Annotated in this window: 16 protein-coding genes; all 16 read left to right on the top strand. The window is 44.5% G+C overall.

What is annotated here, in order from left to right; translation table 11 throughout:
- The first annotated feature begins 385 nt into the window (after positions 1 to 385).
- The gene (locus NSB28_RS22100; RefSeq protein ID WP_109747826.1) at positions 386 to 1,660 is read left to right on the top strand and encodes a glucose-1-phosphate adenylyltransferase; all 1,275 of its coding nucleotides are present in this window, start codon (positions 386 to 388) and stop codon (positions 1,658 to 1,660) included.
- Positions 1,657 to 2,775 carry a glucose-1-phosphate adenylyltransferase subunit GlgD gene (gene glgD, locus NSB28_RS22095; protein ID WP_109747825.1) on the top strand — a complete coding sequence of 373 codons (1,119 nt, stop codon included), beginning with the start codon at positions 1,657 to 1,659 and terminating at the stop codon, positions 2,773 to 2,775. Before NSB28_RS22100 ends, glgD begins: the two co-directional genes overlap by 4 nt.
- Positions 2,776 to 2,815: 40 nt before the next feature.
- Positions 2,816 to 3,094: a septation regulator SpoVG gene (gene spoVG / locus NSB28_RS22090; RefSeq protein ID WP_109747824.1), complete on the top strand. Its 279-nt coding sequence runs from the start codon at positions 2,816 to 2,818 to the stop codon at positions 3,092 to 3,094.
- A 147-nt stretch (positions 3,095 to 3,241) separates the two neighbouring features.
- On the top strand, positions 3,242 to 3,811 hold the full coding sequence (gene pth, locus NSB28_RS22085; RefSeq protein ID WP_109747823.1) for an aminoacyl-tRNA hydrolase: 570 nt from the start codon (positions 3,242 to 3,244) through the stop codon (positions 3,809 to 3,811).
- A gap of 13 nt (positions 3,812 to 3,824) precedes the next feature.
- Complete coding sequence (mfd, locus tag NSB28_RS22080; RefSeq protein ID WP_109747822.1) at positions 3,825 to 7,361, top strand: transcription-repair coupling factor; 3,537 nt, start codon at positions 3,825 to 3,827, stop codon at positions 7,359 to 7,361.
- Between the two features lie 642 nt (positions 7,362 to 8,003).
- Entirely contained in the window at positions 8,004 to 8,882 is an 879-nt protein-coding gene (locus NSB28_RS22075; RefSeq protein ID WP_109747821.1) for an AraC family transcriptional regulator, read from the top strand.
- A 48-nt stretch (positions 8,883 to 8,930) separates the two neighbouring features.
- Positions 8,931 to 9,698, top strand: coding sequence for a glucosamine-6-phosphate deaminase (locus tag NSB28_RS22070; protein ID WP_109747820.1), 768 nt, complete (start codon positions 8,931 to 8,933; stop codon positions 9,696 to 9,698).
- A 146-nt stretch (positions 9,699 to 9,844) separates the two neighbouring features.
- A complete protein-coding gene (locus tag NSB28_RS22065) occupies positions 9,845 to 10,153 on the top strand; it encodes a type II toxin-antitoxin system RelB/DinJ family antitoxin (RefSeq protein WP_109747819.1) in 309 nt (102 codons plus the stop codon).
- Positions 10,150 to 10,464: a type II toxin-antitoxin system RelE/ParE family toxin gene (locus NSB28_RS22060; protein WP_109747818.1), complete on the top strand. Its 315-nt coding sequence runs from the start codon at positions 10,150 to 10,152 to the stop codon at positions 10,462 to 10,464. The genes NSB28_RS22065 and NSB28_RS22060 overlap by 4 nt, the downstream gene beginning before the upstream one ends.
- Before the next feature lie 192 nt (positions 10,465 to 10,656).
- Complete coding sequence (locus NSB28_RS22055) at positions 10,657 to 13,143, top strand: beta-galactosidase (RefSeq protein WP_109747817.1); 2,487 nt, start codon at positions 10,657 to 10,659, stop codon at positions 13,141 to 13,143.
- A gap of 31 nt (positions 13,144 to 13,174) precedes the next feature.
- Complete coding sequence (locus tag NSB28_RS22050; RefSeq protein ID WP_257497808.1) at positions 13,175 to 14,332, top strand: Gfo/Idh/MocA family oxidoreductase; 1,158 nt, start codon at positions 13,175 to 13,177, stop codon at positions 14,330 to 14,332.
- Positions 14,333 to 14,608: 276 nt separating this feature from the next.
- Positions 14,609 to 15,583 (top strand): ABC transporter permease subunit, encoded by a 975-nt coding sequence (locus NSB28_RS22045; RefSeq protein ID WP_243134675.1) that lies wholly within the window; start codon positions 14,609 to 14,611, stop codon positions 15,581 to 15,583.
- Between the two features lie 18 nt (positions 15,584 to 15,601).
- Positions 15,602 to 16,540: a carbohydrate ABC transporter permease gene (locus NSB28_RS22040; protein WP_109747815.1), complete on the top strand. Its 939-nt coding sequence runs from the start codon at positions 15,602 to 15,604 to the stop codon at positions 16,538 to 16,540.
- A 98-nt stretch (positions 16,541 to 16,638) separates the two neighbouring features.
- Entirely contained in the window at positions 16,639 to 18,162 is a 1,524-nt protein-coding gene (locus NSB28_RS22035) for an ABC transporter substrate-binding protein (protein WP_257497807.1), read from the top strand.
- A 139-nt stretch (positions 18,163 to 18,301) separates the two neighbouring features.
- Positions 18,302 to 18,526, top strand: a complete 225-nt coding sequence (locus NSB28_RS22030) for a hypothetical protein (RefSeq protein WP_109747813.1) — start codon at positions 18,302 to 18,304, stop codon at positions 18,524 to 18,526.
- A gap of 11 nt (positions 18,527 to 18,537) precedes the next feature.
- Positions 18,538 to 18,710: carbohydrate-binding family 9-like protein (locus tag NSB28_RS25200; protein WP_416388935.1), on the top strand; the 173-nt coding region annotated here is incomplete at its 3' end.

The following is an 18,710-nucleotide window of genomic DNA, read 5'->3' as shown; positions in this document are numbered from 1 at the left end:
CGGATCTCCCTATAAGAAGTATCCGGTCCTGGCAGCAGACTGGGTCTGTGCTTTTTATATTATACCATATTCCGGGAAAATGGAAAGGGTTTCTTAATTCCGTACATATTTTAATGGAAGCAGAGGCAGAGGACGGGGGAAGATTGCCTTAAAACAACATAAAAGCAAAATAATAGACAAAAACAGACAGGAAATAACAAAGAATGGAACATGGAAAGAACAAACTGTCGAATAAAGATTGTGACTTTGTAAATTCAAAACAAAAATATGAAGCATTTGTCATAAAATGTAGTAAAAAAAATTCAAAAATATGTAAAATGTGTTCACTATTTCCAGGATGTGTGTTATAATAAAAAAACAAATAATTACAACAAGAGGTGATAGCGTGATTAAAAAAGAAATGATTGCAATGTTACTTGCAGGTGGACAGGGCAGCCGGCTGGGAGTCCTGACTGAAAAAGTGGCTAAGCCAGCCGTAGCTTTTGGCGGAAAATACAGAATCATAGATTTCCCGCTGAGCAACTGTATTAATTCTGGTGTAGATACAGTAGGTGTACTGACACAATATCAGCCCCTCAGGCTTAACACACACATAGGGATCGGTATCCCTTGGGATCTGGACAGAAATATCGGCGGAGTTACCGTTCTTCCTCCATACGAGAAGAGCGGAAACAGTGAGTGGTATACAGGAACCGCCAATGCAATTTACCAGAACCTCACCTATATGGAGAATTATAATCCGGAATATGTTCTGATGCTTTCCGGAGACCATATTTATAAGATGGATTATGAAGTCATGCTGGATTTCCATAAGGCCAGCAATGCAGATATTACGATTGCAGTAATGCCGGTGCCCATCGAGGAGGCCAGCCGTTTCGGCGTAGTCATCGCAGATGAGCAGAACAGGATCACTGAGTTCCAGGAAAAGCCGGAGCATCCGAAGAGCAATCTGGCTTCAATGGGTATATACATATTCTCGTGGAAAGTTTTAAAAGAAGCTCTCATTGCTATGAAAGACCAGAGCAATTGTGACTTCGGCAAGCACATCATCCCTTACTGCCACGAAAGAGGGGACAAGCTGGTAGCCTACGAATATAACGGATACTGGAAAGATGTGGGGACATTGGGCTCCTATTGGGAGGCCAACATGGAGCTGATCGATATTATTCCTGAATTCAATCTTTATGAAGAGTTCTGGAAGATATATACAGGCAGTGAGATCATTCCGCCGCAGTATATTTCTGCTGAGGCAAAGATCACAAAGAGTATTATTGGCGATGGTACAGAGGTATACGGGGAAGTCCAGAATTCCGTAATCGGTGCCGGTGTTACCATTGGCAAGGGGAGTGTCATCAAGGATTCCATCATTATGAAAGGAACGACCATTGGTGAAGGAGTAGTTATGGATCGCGCTATCATCGCAGAAAATGTTAAAATTGATAATAATGTGGTTCTTGGAGTGGGAGAAGAGGTTCCAAATAAAGTAAAACCAAATGTGTACTCCTTTGGATTGGTAACGATCGGGGAAGGAAGTTATATTCCGCCAAATGTTAAAATTGGTAAAAATACAGCGATTTCTGGTACTACGGTGCCGGAAGACTATCCGGACGGCTTACTTGAGAGCGGCGAGACTTTGAAAAAGGACGGTGAGGAAGCATGAGAGCGGTAGGAATCATTTTAGCAGGTGGAAATAACCACCGTATGAGAGAACTTTCAAATAAAAGGGCCATTGCGGCCATGCCAATAGCGGGCAGTTACAGAAGTATCGACTTTGCGCTGAGTAATATGTCCAATTCTTCCATACAGAAGGTAGCGGTGCTGACACAGTATAATGCACGTTCTTTAAACGAGCATTTAAGCTCCTCAAAATGGTGGGATTTCGGAAGAAAACAGGGAGGCCTGTTCGTATTTACACCTACCATTACCGCTGACAACAGCTTCTGGTACAGAGGCACGGCAGATGCCATCTATCAGAATCTGGATTTCCTCAAAAAATGCCATGAACCGTATGTGATCATTGCATCCGGGGACGGTGTGTACAAGCTGGATTACAATAAGGTACTTGAGTACCATATTGAGAAAAAAGCGGATATCACAGTTGTCTGCAAGGATATTGAGCCGGGCGAGGACGTGACCAGGTTCGGTGTTCTGAAAATGAATGAGGACTCCAGGATAGAAGAATTTGAGGAGAAACCTATGGTGTCCGCCTATAACACGGTGTCCACAGGTGTCTATGTCATCCGAAGAAGACAGTTGATCGAGCTGATTGAACGCTGTGCACAGGAAGACCGTCATGATTTCGTAAAAGATATCCTTATCCGTTATAAAAACCTGAAGAGGATCTACGGATATAAGATGAAAAACTACTGGAGCAATATCGCTACAGTTGAGTCTTATTATAAGACGAACATGGATTTCCTGAAACCGGAAGTAAGAGACTATTTCTTCCGTCAGTATCCTGATGTATATTCCAAGGTGGACGACCTGCCGCCGGCAAAATATAATCCTGGATGTGAAGTGAAGAACAGCCTTGTATCAAGCGGATGTATCCTGAACGGATATGTGGAAAATTCCGTGCTGTTTAAGAAAGTTTTTGTGGGAGAAAACTGTGTGATCAAGAATTCCATCATTTTAAATGATGTATACCTGGGAGACAATACCCATATCGAGAACTGTATCGTTGAGAGCCGTGATACAATACGGGCAAATTCATACCACGTCGGGGAAGACGGAATAAAGATTGTTATAGAAAAAAATGAGCGTTACGTGCTATAACGGAAAATGATGACAATACAGGGAAAGGGGCACATGAGCTATGAATATAACTGACGTAAGAGTACGCAAAGTTGCAAAAGAAGGAAAGATGAAGGCCGTTGTTTCTATTACAATTGATGACGAGTTTGTGGTTCACGATATCAAAGTAATTGAAGGTGAGAAAGGATTATTTATTGCGATGCCGAGCAGGAAGGCATCAGACGGAGAATACAGGGATATAGCACATCCTATTAACTCACAGACACGTGAGAAGATACAGGAAATTATCCTTAAACAGTATGAAGTTGCAGCAGCGCAGGAAGAGGAAGCACAGGAATAAGTCGGGGGTTTCTGATTACGCTGCATATAAACTTAAGATGAAAGGCCGCTGCGTTTGCAGCGGTCTTTCAATTTGACATGGACATTTCAGGATATTTACTGTAGAATATCATTTGAAATTTGTAAAATAGAATAAGGATGTGATGATGTGTACGTGATCGTAGGGCTTGGGAATCCGGGCAGACAGTATGAGCATACCAGGCATAACGCAGGCTTTGATGCTGTTGACCTGCTTGCAGATAAATATAATATTGATGTTGATACGAAGAAATTCAAGGCATTGTATGGAAAAGGGATAATAGAGGGACAGAAGGTGGTCCTGGCCAAACCGCTCACTTTTATGAACCTGAGCGGGGAGAGTGTAAGAGAGCTTGTGGATTTTTATAAGATAGATGAGAAGGACGAACTGATCGTCCTGTATGATGATATCAGCCTGGAGCCGGGACAGCTGCGCCTCAGGGGTAAGGGAAGCGCCGGAGGGCATAATGGCATCAAAAGTATAATTGCCCATCTGGGACATCAGGAGTTTAAAAGAGTAAAGATAGGGGTGGGAGAAAAGCCGCCCGGATTCGATCTGGCAGATTATGTGCTGGGGCGTTTTCCAAAGTCTCAGAGGGAGGCCTTTGCGGATGCATTAGAGAGGGCAGCCGGGGCTGTCGTGTCTATTATGACAGACGGCATGGATGCTGCTATGAACAGCTTTAATAAGAAAGCCTGAAATGGAGGGTATGATGAAGGCCTTTACACAGCCAATCAGCAACCTGGGGGAATTTGAGCAGATAACACGGAGCCTGTCAAAGACAAAAGGCATGGTAGAGGTTACCGGCTGCATTGATTCTTCGAAATCTCATTTTATCTATTGTGCGGGTGAGGCATACTCCTGCAAGGTCATTGTCACCTACAGTGAGCTCCGTGCAAAAGAACTATATGAAGATTATAGATTTTTTGATAAGAAGGTCCTTTTATATCCGTCTAAGGATCTTATATTTTACAGCGCCGATATCCACAGCAACCTGCTGGTACAGACAAGGATCTCGGCGCTAAAAGCGCTTCTGGAAGAGGAAGAAGTAACCATCATTACCACTATGGGAGGCTGCATGGACCATCTGGTCCCCCTGTCTGACTGGAAAAAATATATCTTCAGGCTGGACGCTGCCAGCTCTGTGGATGTGGAGAAGATGAAAAAGCAGCTGGTTGAGATGGGATATGAACGTGTGGGCCAGGTGGAAGGCAGCGGACAGTTTGCAGTACGCGGAGGGATCATAGATATATATCCTCTGACAGAAGAGAATCCTGTGAGGATCGAACTGTGGGGGGATGAAGTTGATTCTATAAGAAGCTTTGATGTGGAGAGCCAGCGGTCTATAGAGAATCTGGATGCAATAACTGTCTATCCGGCAGCAGAAGTTATTGTGGATAAGCAGCGGGCAGAAGCCGGTATCCTGAAAATGGAAAAAGAAGTCAAAAAGCTCCGCAGACAGTTGAGGGATGAGAACAAAACTGAAGAGGCACATCATCTGTCAGAGCTTCTTGAGGAATGCAGAGAAAAGCTGGAAGAGTATGGGGTAGGCGCAGGGCTTGACAGCTATGTAGACTATTTTTATGACAAGACAGTATCTTTTCTGGATTACTTTACAGACAGAGACACTCTTGTTGTACTGGATGAACCCAACAGAATCTCTCAGGAGGGGGATGCGATTGAGCAGGAGTTCAGGGAAAGCATGATGAACAGGCTGGAGAAGGGATATGTCCTGCCCGGACAGACGGGTATCCTCTACAGCAGCCAGGAAGTGACGGGAAGACTGAATGCCATGAGGTGTATGGGGCTGTGCACTCTGGAGGCTGCCAAGGGCAGTTTCAGGATCACGGATAGGTACAGCATTTTCGTTAAATCCGTAAATCCTTATAACAACAGCTTTGAACTGCTGGTTAAAGACCTGAAAAGATTTAAAAAGGAAGGATACCAGGTTATCCTGCTCTCAGGTTCCAGGACCAGGGCAAAACGGCTTGCTGAGGATCTGCGTGAGTATGAGCTGAACAGTTTCTATACAGATGATATGGAGAGAGTGGTTCAGCCAGGAGAGATCCTTGCAGCCTATGGAAATGCCAGAAAGGGATATGAATATCCCCTTATTAAGTTTGTTGTCATCTCGGAGAGTGATATCTTCGGCAAGGAAAAGAAAAAGAAAAAGCGAAAGGTGTATGAGGGGAAGAAGATCCAGAGCTTTTCGGAGCTGGCTGTGGGTGACTATGTGGTGCATGAAAACCACGGCCTGGGCGTCTACAAAGGCATAGAAAAGATAGAGGTGGACAAAGTCACCAAGGATTATATGAAGATAGAGTATGCAGGCGGCAGCAACCTCTATATCCTGGCGACACAGCTGGACGTGATCCAGAAATATGCAGATTCCCAGGCAAAAAAGCCAAAACTGAATAAGCTGGGATCCCAGGAGTGGAACAAGACAAAGACAAGGGTGAGGAGCGCTGTAAGGGATGTGGCCAGAGATCTGGTGCGCCTCTATGCAGTCCGGCAGAAAAGTGAGGGGTTCCAGTTCAGTGAGGACACTGTGTGGCAGAGGGAATTTGAGGAGATGTTTCCCTATGAAGAGACGGATGACCAGGTGCTTGCAATAGAGTCCACCAAGAAAGATATGGAAAGCCGCAAGATCATGGACCGTCTTGTCTGCGGTGACGTGGGATACGGCAAGACCGAGGTGGCTATCCGTGCTGCATTTAAGGCAGCCCAGGATGGGAAACAGGTGGTTTTCCTGGTACCCACTACCATACTGGCACAGCAGCATTACAATACCTTTGTTCAGCGTATGAAAGATTTTCCCATCAGGGTAGACCTGATGTGCCGGTTCAGGACCGCAGCGGAACAGAAAAAGACGCTTCAGGATCTGAAGAAAGGCCTGGTGGATATCCTTATCGGAACACACAGGGTGCTGTCTAAGGATGTGGAATTTAAGGACCTGGGGCTTTTGATCGTGGATGAGGAGCAGCGCTTTGGCGTCACTCATAAAGAGAGGATAAAGAAGCTGAAAGAAAATGTGGATGTGCTCACTCTGACAGCTACGCCGATCCCCAGAACCCTGCATATGAGCCTTGTGGGCATACGTGATATGAGTGTACTGGAAGAGGCGCCCCAGGAGCGCCAGCCTATCCAGACATATGTCATGGAATACAATGAGGAGATGGTCAGAGAGGCCATAAGCCGTGAACTGGCAAGAGGCGGCCAGGTATATTATGTATATAACAGAGTTAACACCATCGTGGAGATGACAAATACAGTGGCAAAGCTGGTGCCGGAGGCAAATGTGGCATTTGCCCATGGGCAGATGAAGGAAAGAGAGCTGGAGCGCATCATGTATGATTTTATCAACGGAGAGATAGATGTGCTTGTATCCACAACCATCATTGAGACAGGACTGGACATCTCCAACGTGAATACCATGATCATCCACGACGCCGACAGTCTTGGGCTTTCACAGCTGTACCAGTTAAGGGGAAGAGTCGGCCGTTCAAACAGGACGGCATATGCCTTTCTGATGTACAGGCGCAACAAGATGCTGAAGGAGATTGCAGAAAAGAGGCTTCATGCCATCAGGGAATTTACTGATCTGGGAAGCGGCTTTAAAATAGCCATGAGAGATCTTGAGATCAGAGGCGCGGGGAACCTGCTGGGAGAAGAGCAGCACGGCCATATGGAAGCAGTGGGATATGACCTGTACTGTAAGATGCTCAATGAATCTGTCAAGGAATTGAAGGGGGAGGCAGAGCCGGAGGAAGAATACGGCACTTCCATCGATCTGGATATCGATGCCTTTATCTCTGAAAAATATATCCGCAGTGAGTCCCAGAAGCTGGATATTTATAAGCGTGTGGCCGGTATCGAGAGCGAGGAAGAGTATGATGATATGATGGAGGAGCTGATGGACCGTTTTGGAGAACCGCCTAAATCAGTACAGAACCTTCTGGCTATCGCAAATCTGAAGGCCATGGCCCACAAAGCGTATATTACTGAGATATCCCAGAAGGGTGACTCTATCAGGTTCACCATGTTTGAGCGTGCCAAAGCAGACCCGGCTAAAATCGAACATCTGGTAGAGAAGTACAAGAATAATAACAAGAACCAGCTTAATTTCAAAGTAGATACAAATCCTTACTTTGAATACAAAAAACCACGCAAGAGCCTGAAAGACAATGATGATATACTGCAGGTGGTCAGGGAGCTGGTGGAGGAAATTGCGCTGGTGAAGAGCGTGTGAATGGATCAATTTCATATCTTTGCCCAAAAATCGGGATGAAAGTCATTTTTTAAAAAGCTTTCATCCCGATTTTTAATCAGATAAAGTTCCAAGTTCGGGCGTCAATACAAGAGAAAAGAGCTATTTATAGGGTATGGATAAATATCACTCTTTCGTATAATTATATCACTTTTTAGCGGACTATTTGCCGCGGATTCTTCTGAATGCCAAAAAACAGCGGTTTTAAGCCTTTTTTGCGCTCTATATAAATTTATGACAAAAATTACCTTGTTTTTTTGAAGTTGCAAAAAGCATTTTTCTTGCTATAATGATTTAAGTATAAAGATTATAGATATTTTGTAACTGCTCAGTACTTTCACAGTTACCTGCAAAATCCATTTAAAATCGCCTTTGGCGATGGGATTTTTGCACTCTTGAATCATTTTCTCACGGTCTGTGCAGTAAATGCACAGACCTGCTGAATAGTTACGATATTTTATACATTATCGTGCGAAGCACGCCTATCCGTAAGGATCTGAATTATGGGATGCACGGAGTGTATACATTATCGTGGGATGCACGGAGGTGTATAAAATTTCGCGGAAATAAAACAGAGAGAGCAGTTCTGCAAAGATAAGGTTTATAGAATATGAGGAAATACATATGAGCAGACTCATTCCAGAAAATGTAGGTAAAAGTTCGGGGGTACGTTATGAAATAGTCCTGTGTCAGCACGGCCGGGGCTTGTTTGATGTTCCGCAGCAGCAAAGCTGCATTAAGGTATTGTATGTTCTCCGCGGACAGCTTCAGATTGATGTCAATGGCAATTCCTGTATAGTAGGCACGGGGGATTTGTTTGTTGTTTTGGCGGAGGAACTGCATATGATCACATCTTCATCAAAAGATGATGCTGCATTTTGGGAGATTGCGTATGACCAGGAGCTGTTATATTCGGCCAGTCAGTCTGCCTCGGATAATAAGTTTTTGTTTTCATTTACAATTTCCGGCCGTCTTGGACAGCGTCTGTTTACACGAAATACTCTGGTGGAAAGCCGTATATCTTCGCTGATAGAGGATATGCTGGAAGAATATGAAAATCCTGAATTCTGTTCAGATATTGCCATCAGGCTGTTCCTTTGCCAGCTTTCACTCTGGTTCTTACGCAGCTGGAAGGCACAGGATGAAGAAAAGGATCTTACCAGTATCAATGATATTTATTCCATGGATCTGCTGCAAAAAATATTTACTTTTGTGGATCAGGAATATATGAATAAAATCAAGATGGAAACGATTGCGAGCCAGTGCAACATGAGTTATCATTCATTTTCAAAATTCTTTATTGCACATACAGGTAAAACCTTCCCAGGGTATGTGAACGAGGTACGTCTCACAAAATCCAAGATATTACTTACTACCACAGGAATGAACATTACGGAAATAGCAATGGAAGTAGGCTATATCTCCACGAGCCATTTTATTCAGCGTTTTAAGGAAAGCAACCAGATGACACCGCAGCAGTTTCGCAAGGAATTTAATAAATAGGGATTTATTAAGTATATTACATAAATTAAAGAAAGCAGGAATATTTTTATGACTAAAACTATTAAAAAAGATCTTCTGAACATTAAGATGTATCCTTCAAGGAGTGAGATGGGATGTGGGGCGGCCTGTGATATAGAAAAGGCCGTTTCTTCCGTAATCGCTCAGCGCGGTGAATGCAATATTATTTTTGCGGCAGCGCCTTCCCAGCGTGAGGTGCTTGATGCACTTTCGATATCCTCCAAAATTGACTGGGATAAGGTCCATGCTTTCCACATGGATGAATACGTAGGCATCAGCCCTGAAGCGCCCCAGGGGTTTGCAAAATTTCTGCGGGATGCTCTTTTTGATAAAGCAAGGCCTGGTTCAGTGGAGTATTTGAATTCTACGGCAGACCCGGAAACTGAGTCAGAGCGCTATGCTGCACTTCTAAAAAAATTTCCTGCGGATATTGTAATTATGGGAATTGGGGAGAATGGGCATATTGCTTTTAATGATCCCCATGAGGCGGATTTTAATGATGATGCGCTGGTAAAAATCGTGACACTGGATGAAAAATGCAGGCAGCAGCAGGTAAACGACGGCTGTTTTTCCAGGCTGGAAGATGTACCTGAAACTGCATTGACGCTGACGATTCCAGCTTTAGTTGCTGCCCCTCAGGTTTTCTGTATAGTTCCGGCAAGGACAAAAGCCGCTGCCGTGTATGATACAGTACATGGTCCGGTTTCAGAAACATGTCCGGCCTCTGTTCTGCGCCGTCATCCAAATGCTGTGTTATATCTGGATCCTGACAGCAGCAGTCTGATGGCTACTGTTTAAATGACGCCGTGCTGCTTGGAGGGTTTGCTGAGGGAGGTATAAACAAATGAATAATGAGCCTGCAGTTGCTTTTTATATTAGAAGTTAAACTTGAAATGTAATGACTTTTGCGTTACAATTGCATTAAAAGAAGGAGGTGCTGTCTTATGGAAAAAACAGCTACATTGAACTTAAGAGTTAATCCAATTGTAAAAGAACGTGCAGAAGCAGTGTTATCAAGATTAGGTGTGCCGATGTCAACTGCAATCGATATTTATCTAAATCAGATCTCTTTGACTGGTGGAATTCCATTTAATGTTACATTGCCAAAAGCACCAGATGTTATTAACGCTGATTTGATGACAGATGAACAGTTTCATAGAAAACTTAAAAAAGGTTATGATGATATTGAAGCTGGCAGAGTACAGAATGCAGCGAATGCTTTTGAAAAGTTTAGGGAAAATCATGGAGCATGATACAATACATTGTAGAAATTACAGATGAAGCATTGGCAGATATGGAACAGCTTTATAATTATATTGCGTTCTCGCTTCTTTCGCCGGAAAATGCAATCGGACAGTATAATCGAATTGCAGATGCAATCTTAAAACTGGATATGCTACCAGAACGTTTTCGTATTATGGATTCAGAACCAGAACATTCAAAAGGGATTCGCCAAATGCTGGTAGACAACTATTCTGTTTTCTATGTGATACAAGGCGAAAAGGTTACAGTGACAGATGTATTGTATAGTGCATCAGATATTGATAAGCGATTAAAGGGATAAAAGTAAAGGAATGGCTGCAAAGTAATAAGCTATAACAATAATAAAGACCTGAATGATGGTGAGCACATCAATCAGGTCTTTTTGCTGCTGCTAAAAGATGATACATCTTGCCTAAATAACGCTATACACACAGCAGATATCTATCTATAATGAAATCAAATACTTTGAATATATCCAAAAGGATCGGGACCTATGAAAAAAGTTGAATTAAGAGAAGAGAACCTTTATGTTGACGGCCGCCCGTTTTTAGTACGAGGGGCAGAAATCCAGTACTTTCGTTTGAATCCGGAAAATTGGGAGGAGATTCTTTCTAATGCCCAAAAAAGCGGAGTGAATCTTGTTACTACCTATATACCCTGGTTTTTTCATGAGGAGGAAGAAGGGGATGTAGACCTGGATGGACATACTCATCCATCCAGAAACCTGCGCCGTTTTTTTGAGATTGCATGCAGTCTTGGCCTCTATCTTGCTGCCAGGCCAGGCCCGTTTATTAACAGCGAATTACGTGACGGCGGTTTTCCCCGCTGGTTGTTTGAGAAGTATCCAGGGACTTTAAGCCGCAGTGCCGCAGGCGGTTACTGCCTGGGACGTCCATGCCCCGCAGAAGGGGAGCCCGTCTACCGGGAAAAGGTATACAACTGGTACAAAGCAGTTATACCTCTGATCGCAGAATTTCAGGACAGGGAAAAGGGCGGTGTGATATTATTTCAGCCGGATAATGAGCTGTCAAGCGCCTGGAGCTTCGGGCTGCTGAATTCACTGTACGACCCTGAGATTATTAATGTTTACTGGCCGCAGTATCTTCAGGAATGTTATAAAGAGATTGAAATTCTGAACAGGCACTATGAAAGCAGCTATATGCAGTTCTCTCAGGTAAAACCTCCCAGGGCTTTTCCAGGGTCACCTCTGGAGAAAAAACTTGCGGATGACTGGATGAACTTTAAGCGCCGTTTTTTTGCCGACTGGGGTATTGATATGACACGCTGCGCAATGGACCTTGGAATCCATGTACCGGTTACGCTGAATGAGCCTGTAGCAGGATTTTTTAATCACGGGGATCATTCCGGGGTGGGAGCACGCATAAAAGAAACAGGTCTGCCTGTTTTTACCTCCTGTCATACATATTCAGACCGGCTGCAGGATTGGGAGGGATGTGCCGACAATGCCATGTCTGTGCGGTTAAACCGTTCCAGCCCCTTAAATTCTGTCGCATTGGCTATGGAGGCGGGGGCAGGCTGCTATAATGAGCGGCTCAGAAAATCCGATATTAACTGGGATATGCTGCTGCGCAACAATCTTATGGACGGGCTTGCCGGAAGTGTGGTTTATTCGTATGTAAACGGCAGTTCACCTCTGGAACAGACCATTGAAGGTCCCGAGTACTGGCCTCTTGCACCCCTTTCAGCAAAAGGTGAGACAAACAGGCTGACAGAAAAGATACACACCTTCCATCGCTTTGTGGAAGCCTGGGAGAAAGAAATCGCATCGGCAAAATGTCCTGAAGAGCTGAACCTTGCTTTTACACCTGGAATGCGCCTTTCTGACTTTTTTGGGACTTATCCGCTTATGGGCAGCGGGGGAGAGGGGGCTCCGGGGGGTGAACGTTTCAGCGCAGAACCTAAGATAGACCGTGGTGAAGTTGCCTTTAGCCATGACTGGCTGGATGGATATGAAGGTGTCTCTAAACAGACTGTAAAAGTAGAAAGCAGCGCATGGCGCAAGGTGCGTGAAGCGCTGGTACTCTCAGTACGTCTGGGATTGTCCGGACGGATGGTAGATCTGGCAAATCCATGCTGCCCGCCGGACTGTCATACTCCGCTGATCGTTCCTAATGCGGGATGTCTGGAAACGGAAGCATTTGATTATTTATGCGAATACATCAAGAGCGGCGGCACCGCTATCTTTACCCCCATGATCCCGCAGTTTGATCTGTACGGCAACTATAATAATTCAATACTGAAGCTTTTAGGGGCAGAACTGACAGAAATGATCCGCCCGGCAGGCGGTGAAATACTGGATTATGGAAGCCGTGTGGTACAGGCTTGGGGCGGACAGGAATTATCTGTCCACAGCTGGATGTCTGTGTATAATTTCAGCAGGGAAAATAAACCGCTGGCTTTTTATAAAGGCAAAGCCGTTGCGTCTTCTGTCACGGCAGAGCAGGGCAAGGCTGTTGTAGCAGGCTTTGAGGCCCTGTACAACAACGGGCAGAGCGTGTCGTTCTGGAAGGATGTTTTCGAAAAGGTATGTGGTATATCACCTGCGGTCAGTGAAAAGAACGGATACTTCAGCCTGTTTTCACGAAAAAATGAGGCAATGCATTTTCTTTCCGTGGGTAATGCTGCAGGCACTCTTGAGCCGGGGATAATCAGATGCGCAGGTTATGAATTTTTGCTGGAATTAATGCCTCATGAAGGCCGCATCCTGATTTTTAATATGCCGGTCCTGGATGGGAAAAATCATATCTGCTACTGTACAAGTGAAGTGATCCCCCTTGATCCTGAGCGCAGCAGACTGGAACTGCACGGTGCGCCGGGAACCCAGGGTAAGATCGTCTTCTCCGAACCGTGCACAGTATGCCTGAACGGAAGTCCTGTCCCTCTCTCAAAGGAAAAAGAGGGTTTTGCACTTTTATATGAACATACAAGAGAAGCCTGCCTTATTTCTATTTATGAATGACGCTGTAAAGCTCTTTAGAAAGGAATATATTATGAAAAAGTTGAATTTTGCTGTAATCGGCTGCGGAGCGCTTGCCCAGGGTACCCACATTCCCTGTCTGGCACAATCTGAAAAAGCAAACCTCCACACCTGCTGCGACCTGTCAGATTATATTTTGACTCTATGTCAGACAAAATTTGGTGCGCAGCATATTTGTAAGGACTGGAAAGCTGCTATTGAAAACCCGGAGGTTGATGCCATCTGTCTTTGTACTACTGAAAAACTCCGTTTTCCTGTTATTTCTTATGCGGCACAATTTCATAAGCCTGTTTATGTTGAGAAGCCGCTTGCAACCAGTATGGAGGAGATTTATAAGATACAGAAGGCAGTACATGAGAGCGGCATACCATTCTGTATCGGACATAACCGCCGTAACAGTCCTGCTATGAGAGATGCACATGATATCTTTCGTAAACATATGGAAGATAATCGGCAGGAGCCATGGCGCTGGAAACGTGAGCCGGGCCGCCCTAACCGTAAAGATGACGGCCGTGCTTCCATGAGTGTGCGTGTAAATGATGACTGGTACAGCTGGAAGGGATGGGTGTTTGACCCTGTTCAGGCGCCATACGGTCCCATGCTGTTTGAAATGACTCACTTCACTGACCTGTGTAACTGGTTTATGGATTCTGAACCTGAGGAAGTTGTGGCGATGGAGACAGGTATGCTTAATCATGCCATTATCATCAAATATAAGACAGGAGAGCTGGCAACTTTAAATATGTGCGCAAACGGTACTTTTGGCTATCCTAAAGAGCTTTATGAGATTATGGGAAATGGAGCTATTGTTGTCGTGGATCATATGTGCGAGGTCCGCACAGCAGGAATTCCCGGAGCACCTGCAGTGAAGAAATATGACTTTATAAAAGACCGTCATCAGGATGTGGGAATTCAGGGAGGAATCGAAGGCTTCCGTGAAAAGAAGGCCGCAGCCTTAAAAGAAGCTGCAGAAGCAAATGATCCGATGCTGCAGTTTACCGCAGAGCCAGACAAGGGGCATTCAGCGGCGCTGGAAAATTTTATAGACCAGATCAATGGACTTCGCGGCGAGGTGTGCGGTGTAGATGATGCTGTCTGTGCATCGCAGGTTGCATTTGCAGCCATCAAAAGTGCAAGGGAAAAACGTTTTGTACGTGTGGATGAGATTTAATAAGAAAGCTGCCTGGCAAAAACAGGCAGCTTTTTTTATAAATATCGAATTTTTGCGAAACTCCCCAAAAGATGTTATAAATCGGCTAAAGAATGATATTCAGCAGCAAACATCAGATGGTAGTATATAGATATAAAATTCAAAGGCACCATTCAAGTTTTTCTGACAGGGTTCTCGTCTGAAATCCTGTGAACGGCGCTGATGCAGATGGAAGAGCACGTGACCGGAGCGGTAAGTGTAGATCCAAATTTATGGGGTATAGGAGGTATATAAAAATTGAGGAAAAAAGGAAAGGAAAGAGGGCATGGCACCACGCCTAGGAAAAGGAAGAAATTCCGCCGGGATGATCTTGAATTGTTTTTGATCTCTCTGCCGACTGTTATCTGGTACATATTATTTGCCTACATTCCTATGATGGGAGTTGTGCTGGCATTTAAAAATTATCGTTTAGTACAGGGAAAAGGCTTTTTTGGAAGTTTATTTGCATCCGACTGGGCCGGCCTTAAAAATTTTGAATTTTTGTTCGTGAGAGGTGACTTTTTAGCAATTATCGGACGTACTGTCGGTTACAACCTTATATTCATCATCCTGCAGATGGTTGTTCCGGTGGCATTGGCAATCATGATATCACTTTTGCTGAATAAACGTCTGTCTAAGATCTGCCAGACAGCCATGTTTTTCCCGCATTTTATGTCATGGGTTGTTGCCAGCTACTTTGTGTTTGCTTTTCTGAGTACAGATAACGGTTTGATTACAAGGTTTTTGCACAGCATAGGGATCGACTATAATTTCTACGGAAAGGACGCCAACTCCATATGGCCGTTCCTGCTGGTATTCCTGAATCAATGGAAGACAGTGGGATACAACATGGTAGTGTATCTGGCAGCAGTTACAGGCCTTGACCGTACTTATTATGAGGCAGCCATGATCGACGGCGCTACAAAGTGGCAGCAGATTAAAGAAGTGACGATACCTCTTTTGAAACCAACCATTATTATTATGGGGATTATGGCGATCGGCGGAATCATCAAATCCGATTTCGGCCTGTTCTATCAGGCAACAAAAAATTCAGCAGCCCTGTATCCATCAACGATGACGCTTGATGTGTACATCTTTAATGCACTCACACAAAATAATAATATTAATATGAGTGCCGCGGCATCTTTCTTCCAGTCGATTGTCGGTTTTGTGACAATTTTGCTTGCCAATGGTATTGTTCGGAAAATCGAGCCGGAAAACTCATTTTTCTAAGAAAGGGAGTGGTTATATATGAGGAAAAAGAAAAAGCAGGATTGGGAGACAGGAGAAAACCGGTTTATGCAGGTATCAAAACCTGTAAACATGGTTTTAAGTATATTCTTTATTATACTGGCACTTTGTTGTTTTGTTCCGTTTTTGTTCGTAGTGATCATTTCTTTTACAGATCAGACATCAATTTTTAAAAACGGATATCAGTTTTTTCCGGAGAAGTGTACCCTTGACGCATATATCACATTGTTTGAAAATGGGGCATCACTTATTAATGCAATTTTTATATCTGTTTTAGTTACTGTAGCGGGAACAATGATGGGTGTACTGCTGAATGCTCTGATGGGGTATGTGTTATCACGTAAAAATTTTGCACTCCGCAAAGCGTACACAATGCTGGTATTTATCCCCATGTTATTTAATGGCGGACTGACAGCAAGCTACCTTGTCAACACACAGCTTCTGAATCTGAGAAATAGTATATGGGCGCTCATTTTGCCTGTGGCTGTAAATTCATTTTATATTATTGTATTCCGGACATTTTTTACATCTACAGTTCCGGAGGAACTTATTGAATCTGCAAAGATGGATGGTGCATCCCAGCTGCGTATATTCTTCAAGGTCGTTATTCCAATCTCACTGCCTGCAATGGCGACGATCGGCCTGTTTCTTTCATTTGCCTATTGGAATGACTGGCAGAATGCGCTGCTGTATGTAGTTGGAGATCAGAAACTCTGGCCTCTTCAGTATATGCTGATGCGTATCGAGAAGGATATTATGTTCCTGGCGGATAACCCTTATCTGTCAGATATGACAATGGCAGCTATGAGGCAGAATCTGCCGGAGGATGGTATACGTATGGCGCTGGTAGTAATTACGGTGACACCTATCGCGCTGATCTATCCTTTTTTTCAAAAATACTTTATTTCAGGTCTTACTGTAGGTGCGGTAAAGGGCTGATGGCAAAAACGTCGTTTCGCGCTGTAAAAACTGAACAGTTACGGGAAATTAATTCCTTGAGGGGGTTAATAATAAATAAAAAACAGGAGGATATTCTTATGAGAAGAACAAAGAAAATGGTTTCTGCATTATGGGCAGGGACAATGCTGGCAACTACGCTGGCAGGCGGGAGTTTTGGAACTTTTGGCGGTGATCTGTCTGCAGGGGTAAAGGCAGCGGGAGAAGATGAAACAGTTAATCTGGTCTGGTATATTGCGGGTACAGCCCCTAATAAACCGGCTGACGTAGTAAAGGCATTGAACGAAAAATCAGCAGAGGATATAGGGATAACTGTGGATTTCCAATTCCAGGGTTCAGATGATGCCCCCACCGTGTCTGCTTTAACAGCGGGTGACAGCGATGTAGATATCGTGACATCTGCAAACTGGTTTGCAGATTACCGTGGTTCTGCCATGAATAATTATTTTGTTGATCTGACAGATATACTGCCGGAGCAGGCACCGGAGCTGTGGGAGAAGATTCCAGGTATTTTGTGGGATGGCGTAAAGGTTAATGACCGTATATTTGGTGTGCCTACATGGAAAGATACTGCTGAGACACAGTTCTGGATCGGTGAAGAAGATCTTCTGGCAGAGCTTGGCGCTACGGATGATTTTAACAAGGCTAATGTACGTCTGGACAGCATGACGCCGGCTCTGGAAAAGATAAATGCATGGATGAAAGAGGCGCCTGAAAGCAACCGTTCTGCTGAGGAGGCTACGAATGCGTACATGATGGACAAGCGCGGCGACTGGAGTATTAAAATCGAATGGGATATCCTCAGTGCACAGGATCTGGAGATAGGTGTTAAAAACTTTGGGGATGAGCATCCTACGGTACAGTGGATGTATGATGATCCGGAATATGTTGAAGATCTGAAGACGTTGAAAAAGTGGGCTGATGAAGGTCTGTCCAACGGTATCGCTGCTGCTCAGGTAGACAGCCATCCGCGCGGAGTGATCTCCAGAGGTGTAGGCTGGGATGGCGCACAGTACACAGTATGGGGAGGCGAAGCAGTAGGTTATGACACAATACTGGCAGATGCCGGAGGACCGTTTTTGAAGTCAACTGCAGCATTAGGCAGCGTGAACTGTATTCCTCTGAATTCAAAAAAGGTTGATGCAGCTGTTAAATATCTGCAGTATGTCAATACAAATGCTGATTACCGTAATATGCTTGCCTATGGTGTAAAAGGTGTGAACTATGAGGAAGTAGATGGCAGATTCAAGTCACTTACCGGTTATGACTGGGTAACTCCAAACTACACAATGGCCAGTTTTGATATGCTGTTGGCGCCGGAAGCAGTGCCGGATGCTGATATGTACAAGAAAATTTGCGACGGTGTGAACACTGCTCCGGATAATACTCTGATGGGATTTGCTCCCGACCTGTCTGCTGTCCAGAATGAGATCGCAGCCTGCTCATCTATTGTGTCAGAATATGCCTATGAACTGCACAGGGGCGATGTGAAAGACGTTGACGCTGCCATTGCTGAGTACAGAGAAGCATTAGACGGCCTTGGCCTGCAGGAGATCATAGATGAGCTTCAGCGGCAGGTAGATGAATTTGTAGCTTCTAAATAAACAGACAGGCGCATTGCTGTTCACTCCGTGACCGGCAGCACAGGCGAGACTGATTTACGAAAGTGAAATAGAACCTGCTCATAGCCTTACATATATTTTTTACGGCTATGGGCAGGTTTCTAAAAACAGAAAGAAAAAAATGAGAAAGTATACATGTAAATATACAGATTCAGAAAAAGTGGGAGCGGAAAGCTCCTGCTGGGAGCAGGCCGGGCTCCAGTTTATTGACCAGTATCCGTGGAAAGACCCGCGTTACTTAAGCTTTGAAATCAACCCGTTAGGTGCCCTGCTGATTGGGCTGGGCAGCACGGGAAACAATATATCCTATCTGACAGACAGCCGTGGGCAGTTTCAGATACAATAAAAGGTAATTTTATGAAATGCGCAGATCGTTCCGTGACGCCTCATCATGGCTGCTGGAATCTTATCTGCACAGACATTCCGATGTTTCATGTACCGCAGTACTTTGGAAGTTACTGTTCACACGTCACCATCCCGCGAGGTGTTTTCGTGCGTATTTGCACGAAAATCCCGAGGGCTGCAGCGCG

It is taken from the genome of Murimonas intestini (genome assembly GCF_024622195.1).
Taxonomy (GTDB): Bacteria; Bacillota; Clostridia; order Lachnospirales; family Lachnospiraceae; genus Murimonas; species Murimonas intestini.
This window is presented reverse-complemented; position numbering and strand designations above follow the sequence as displayed.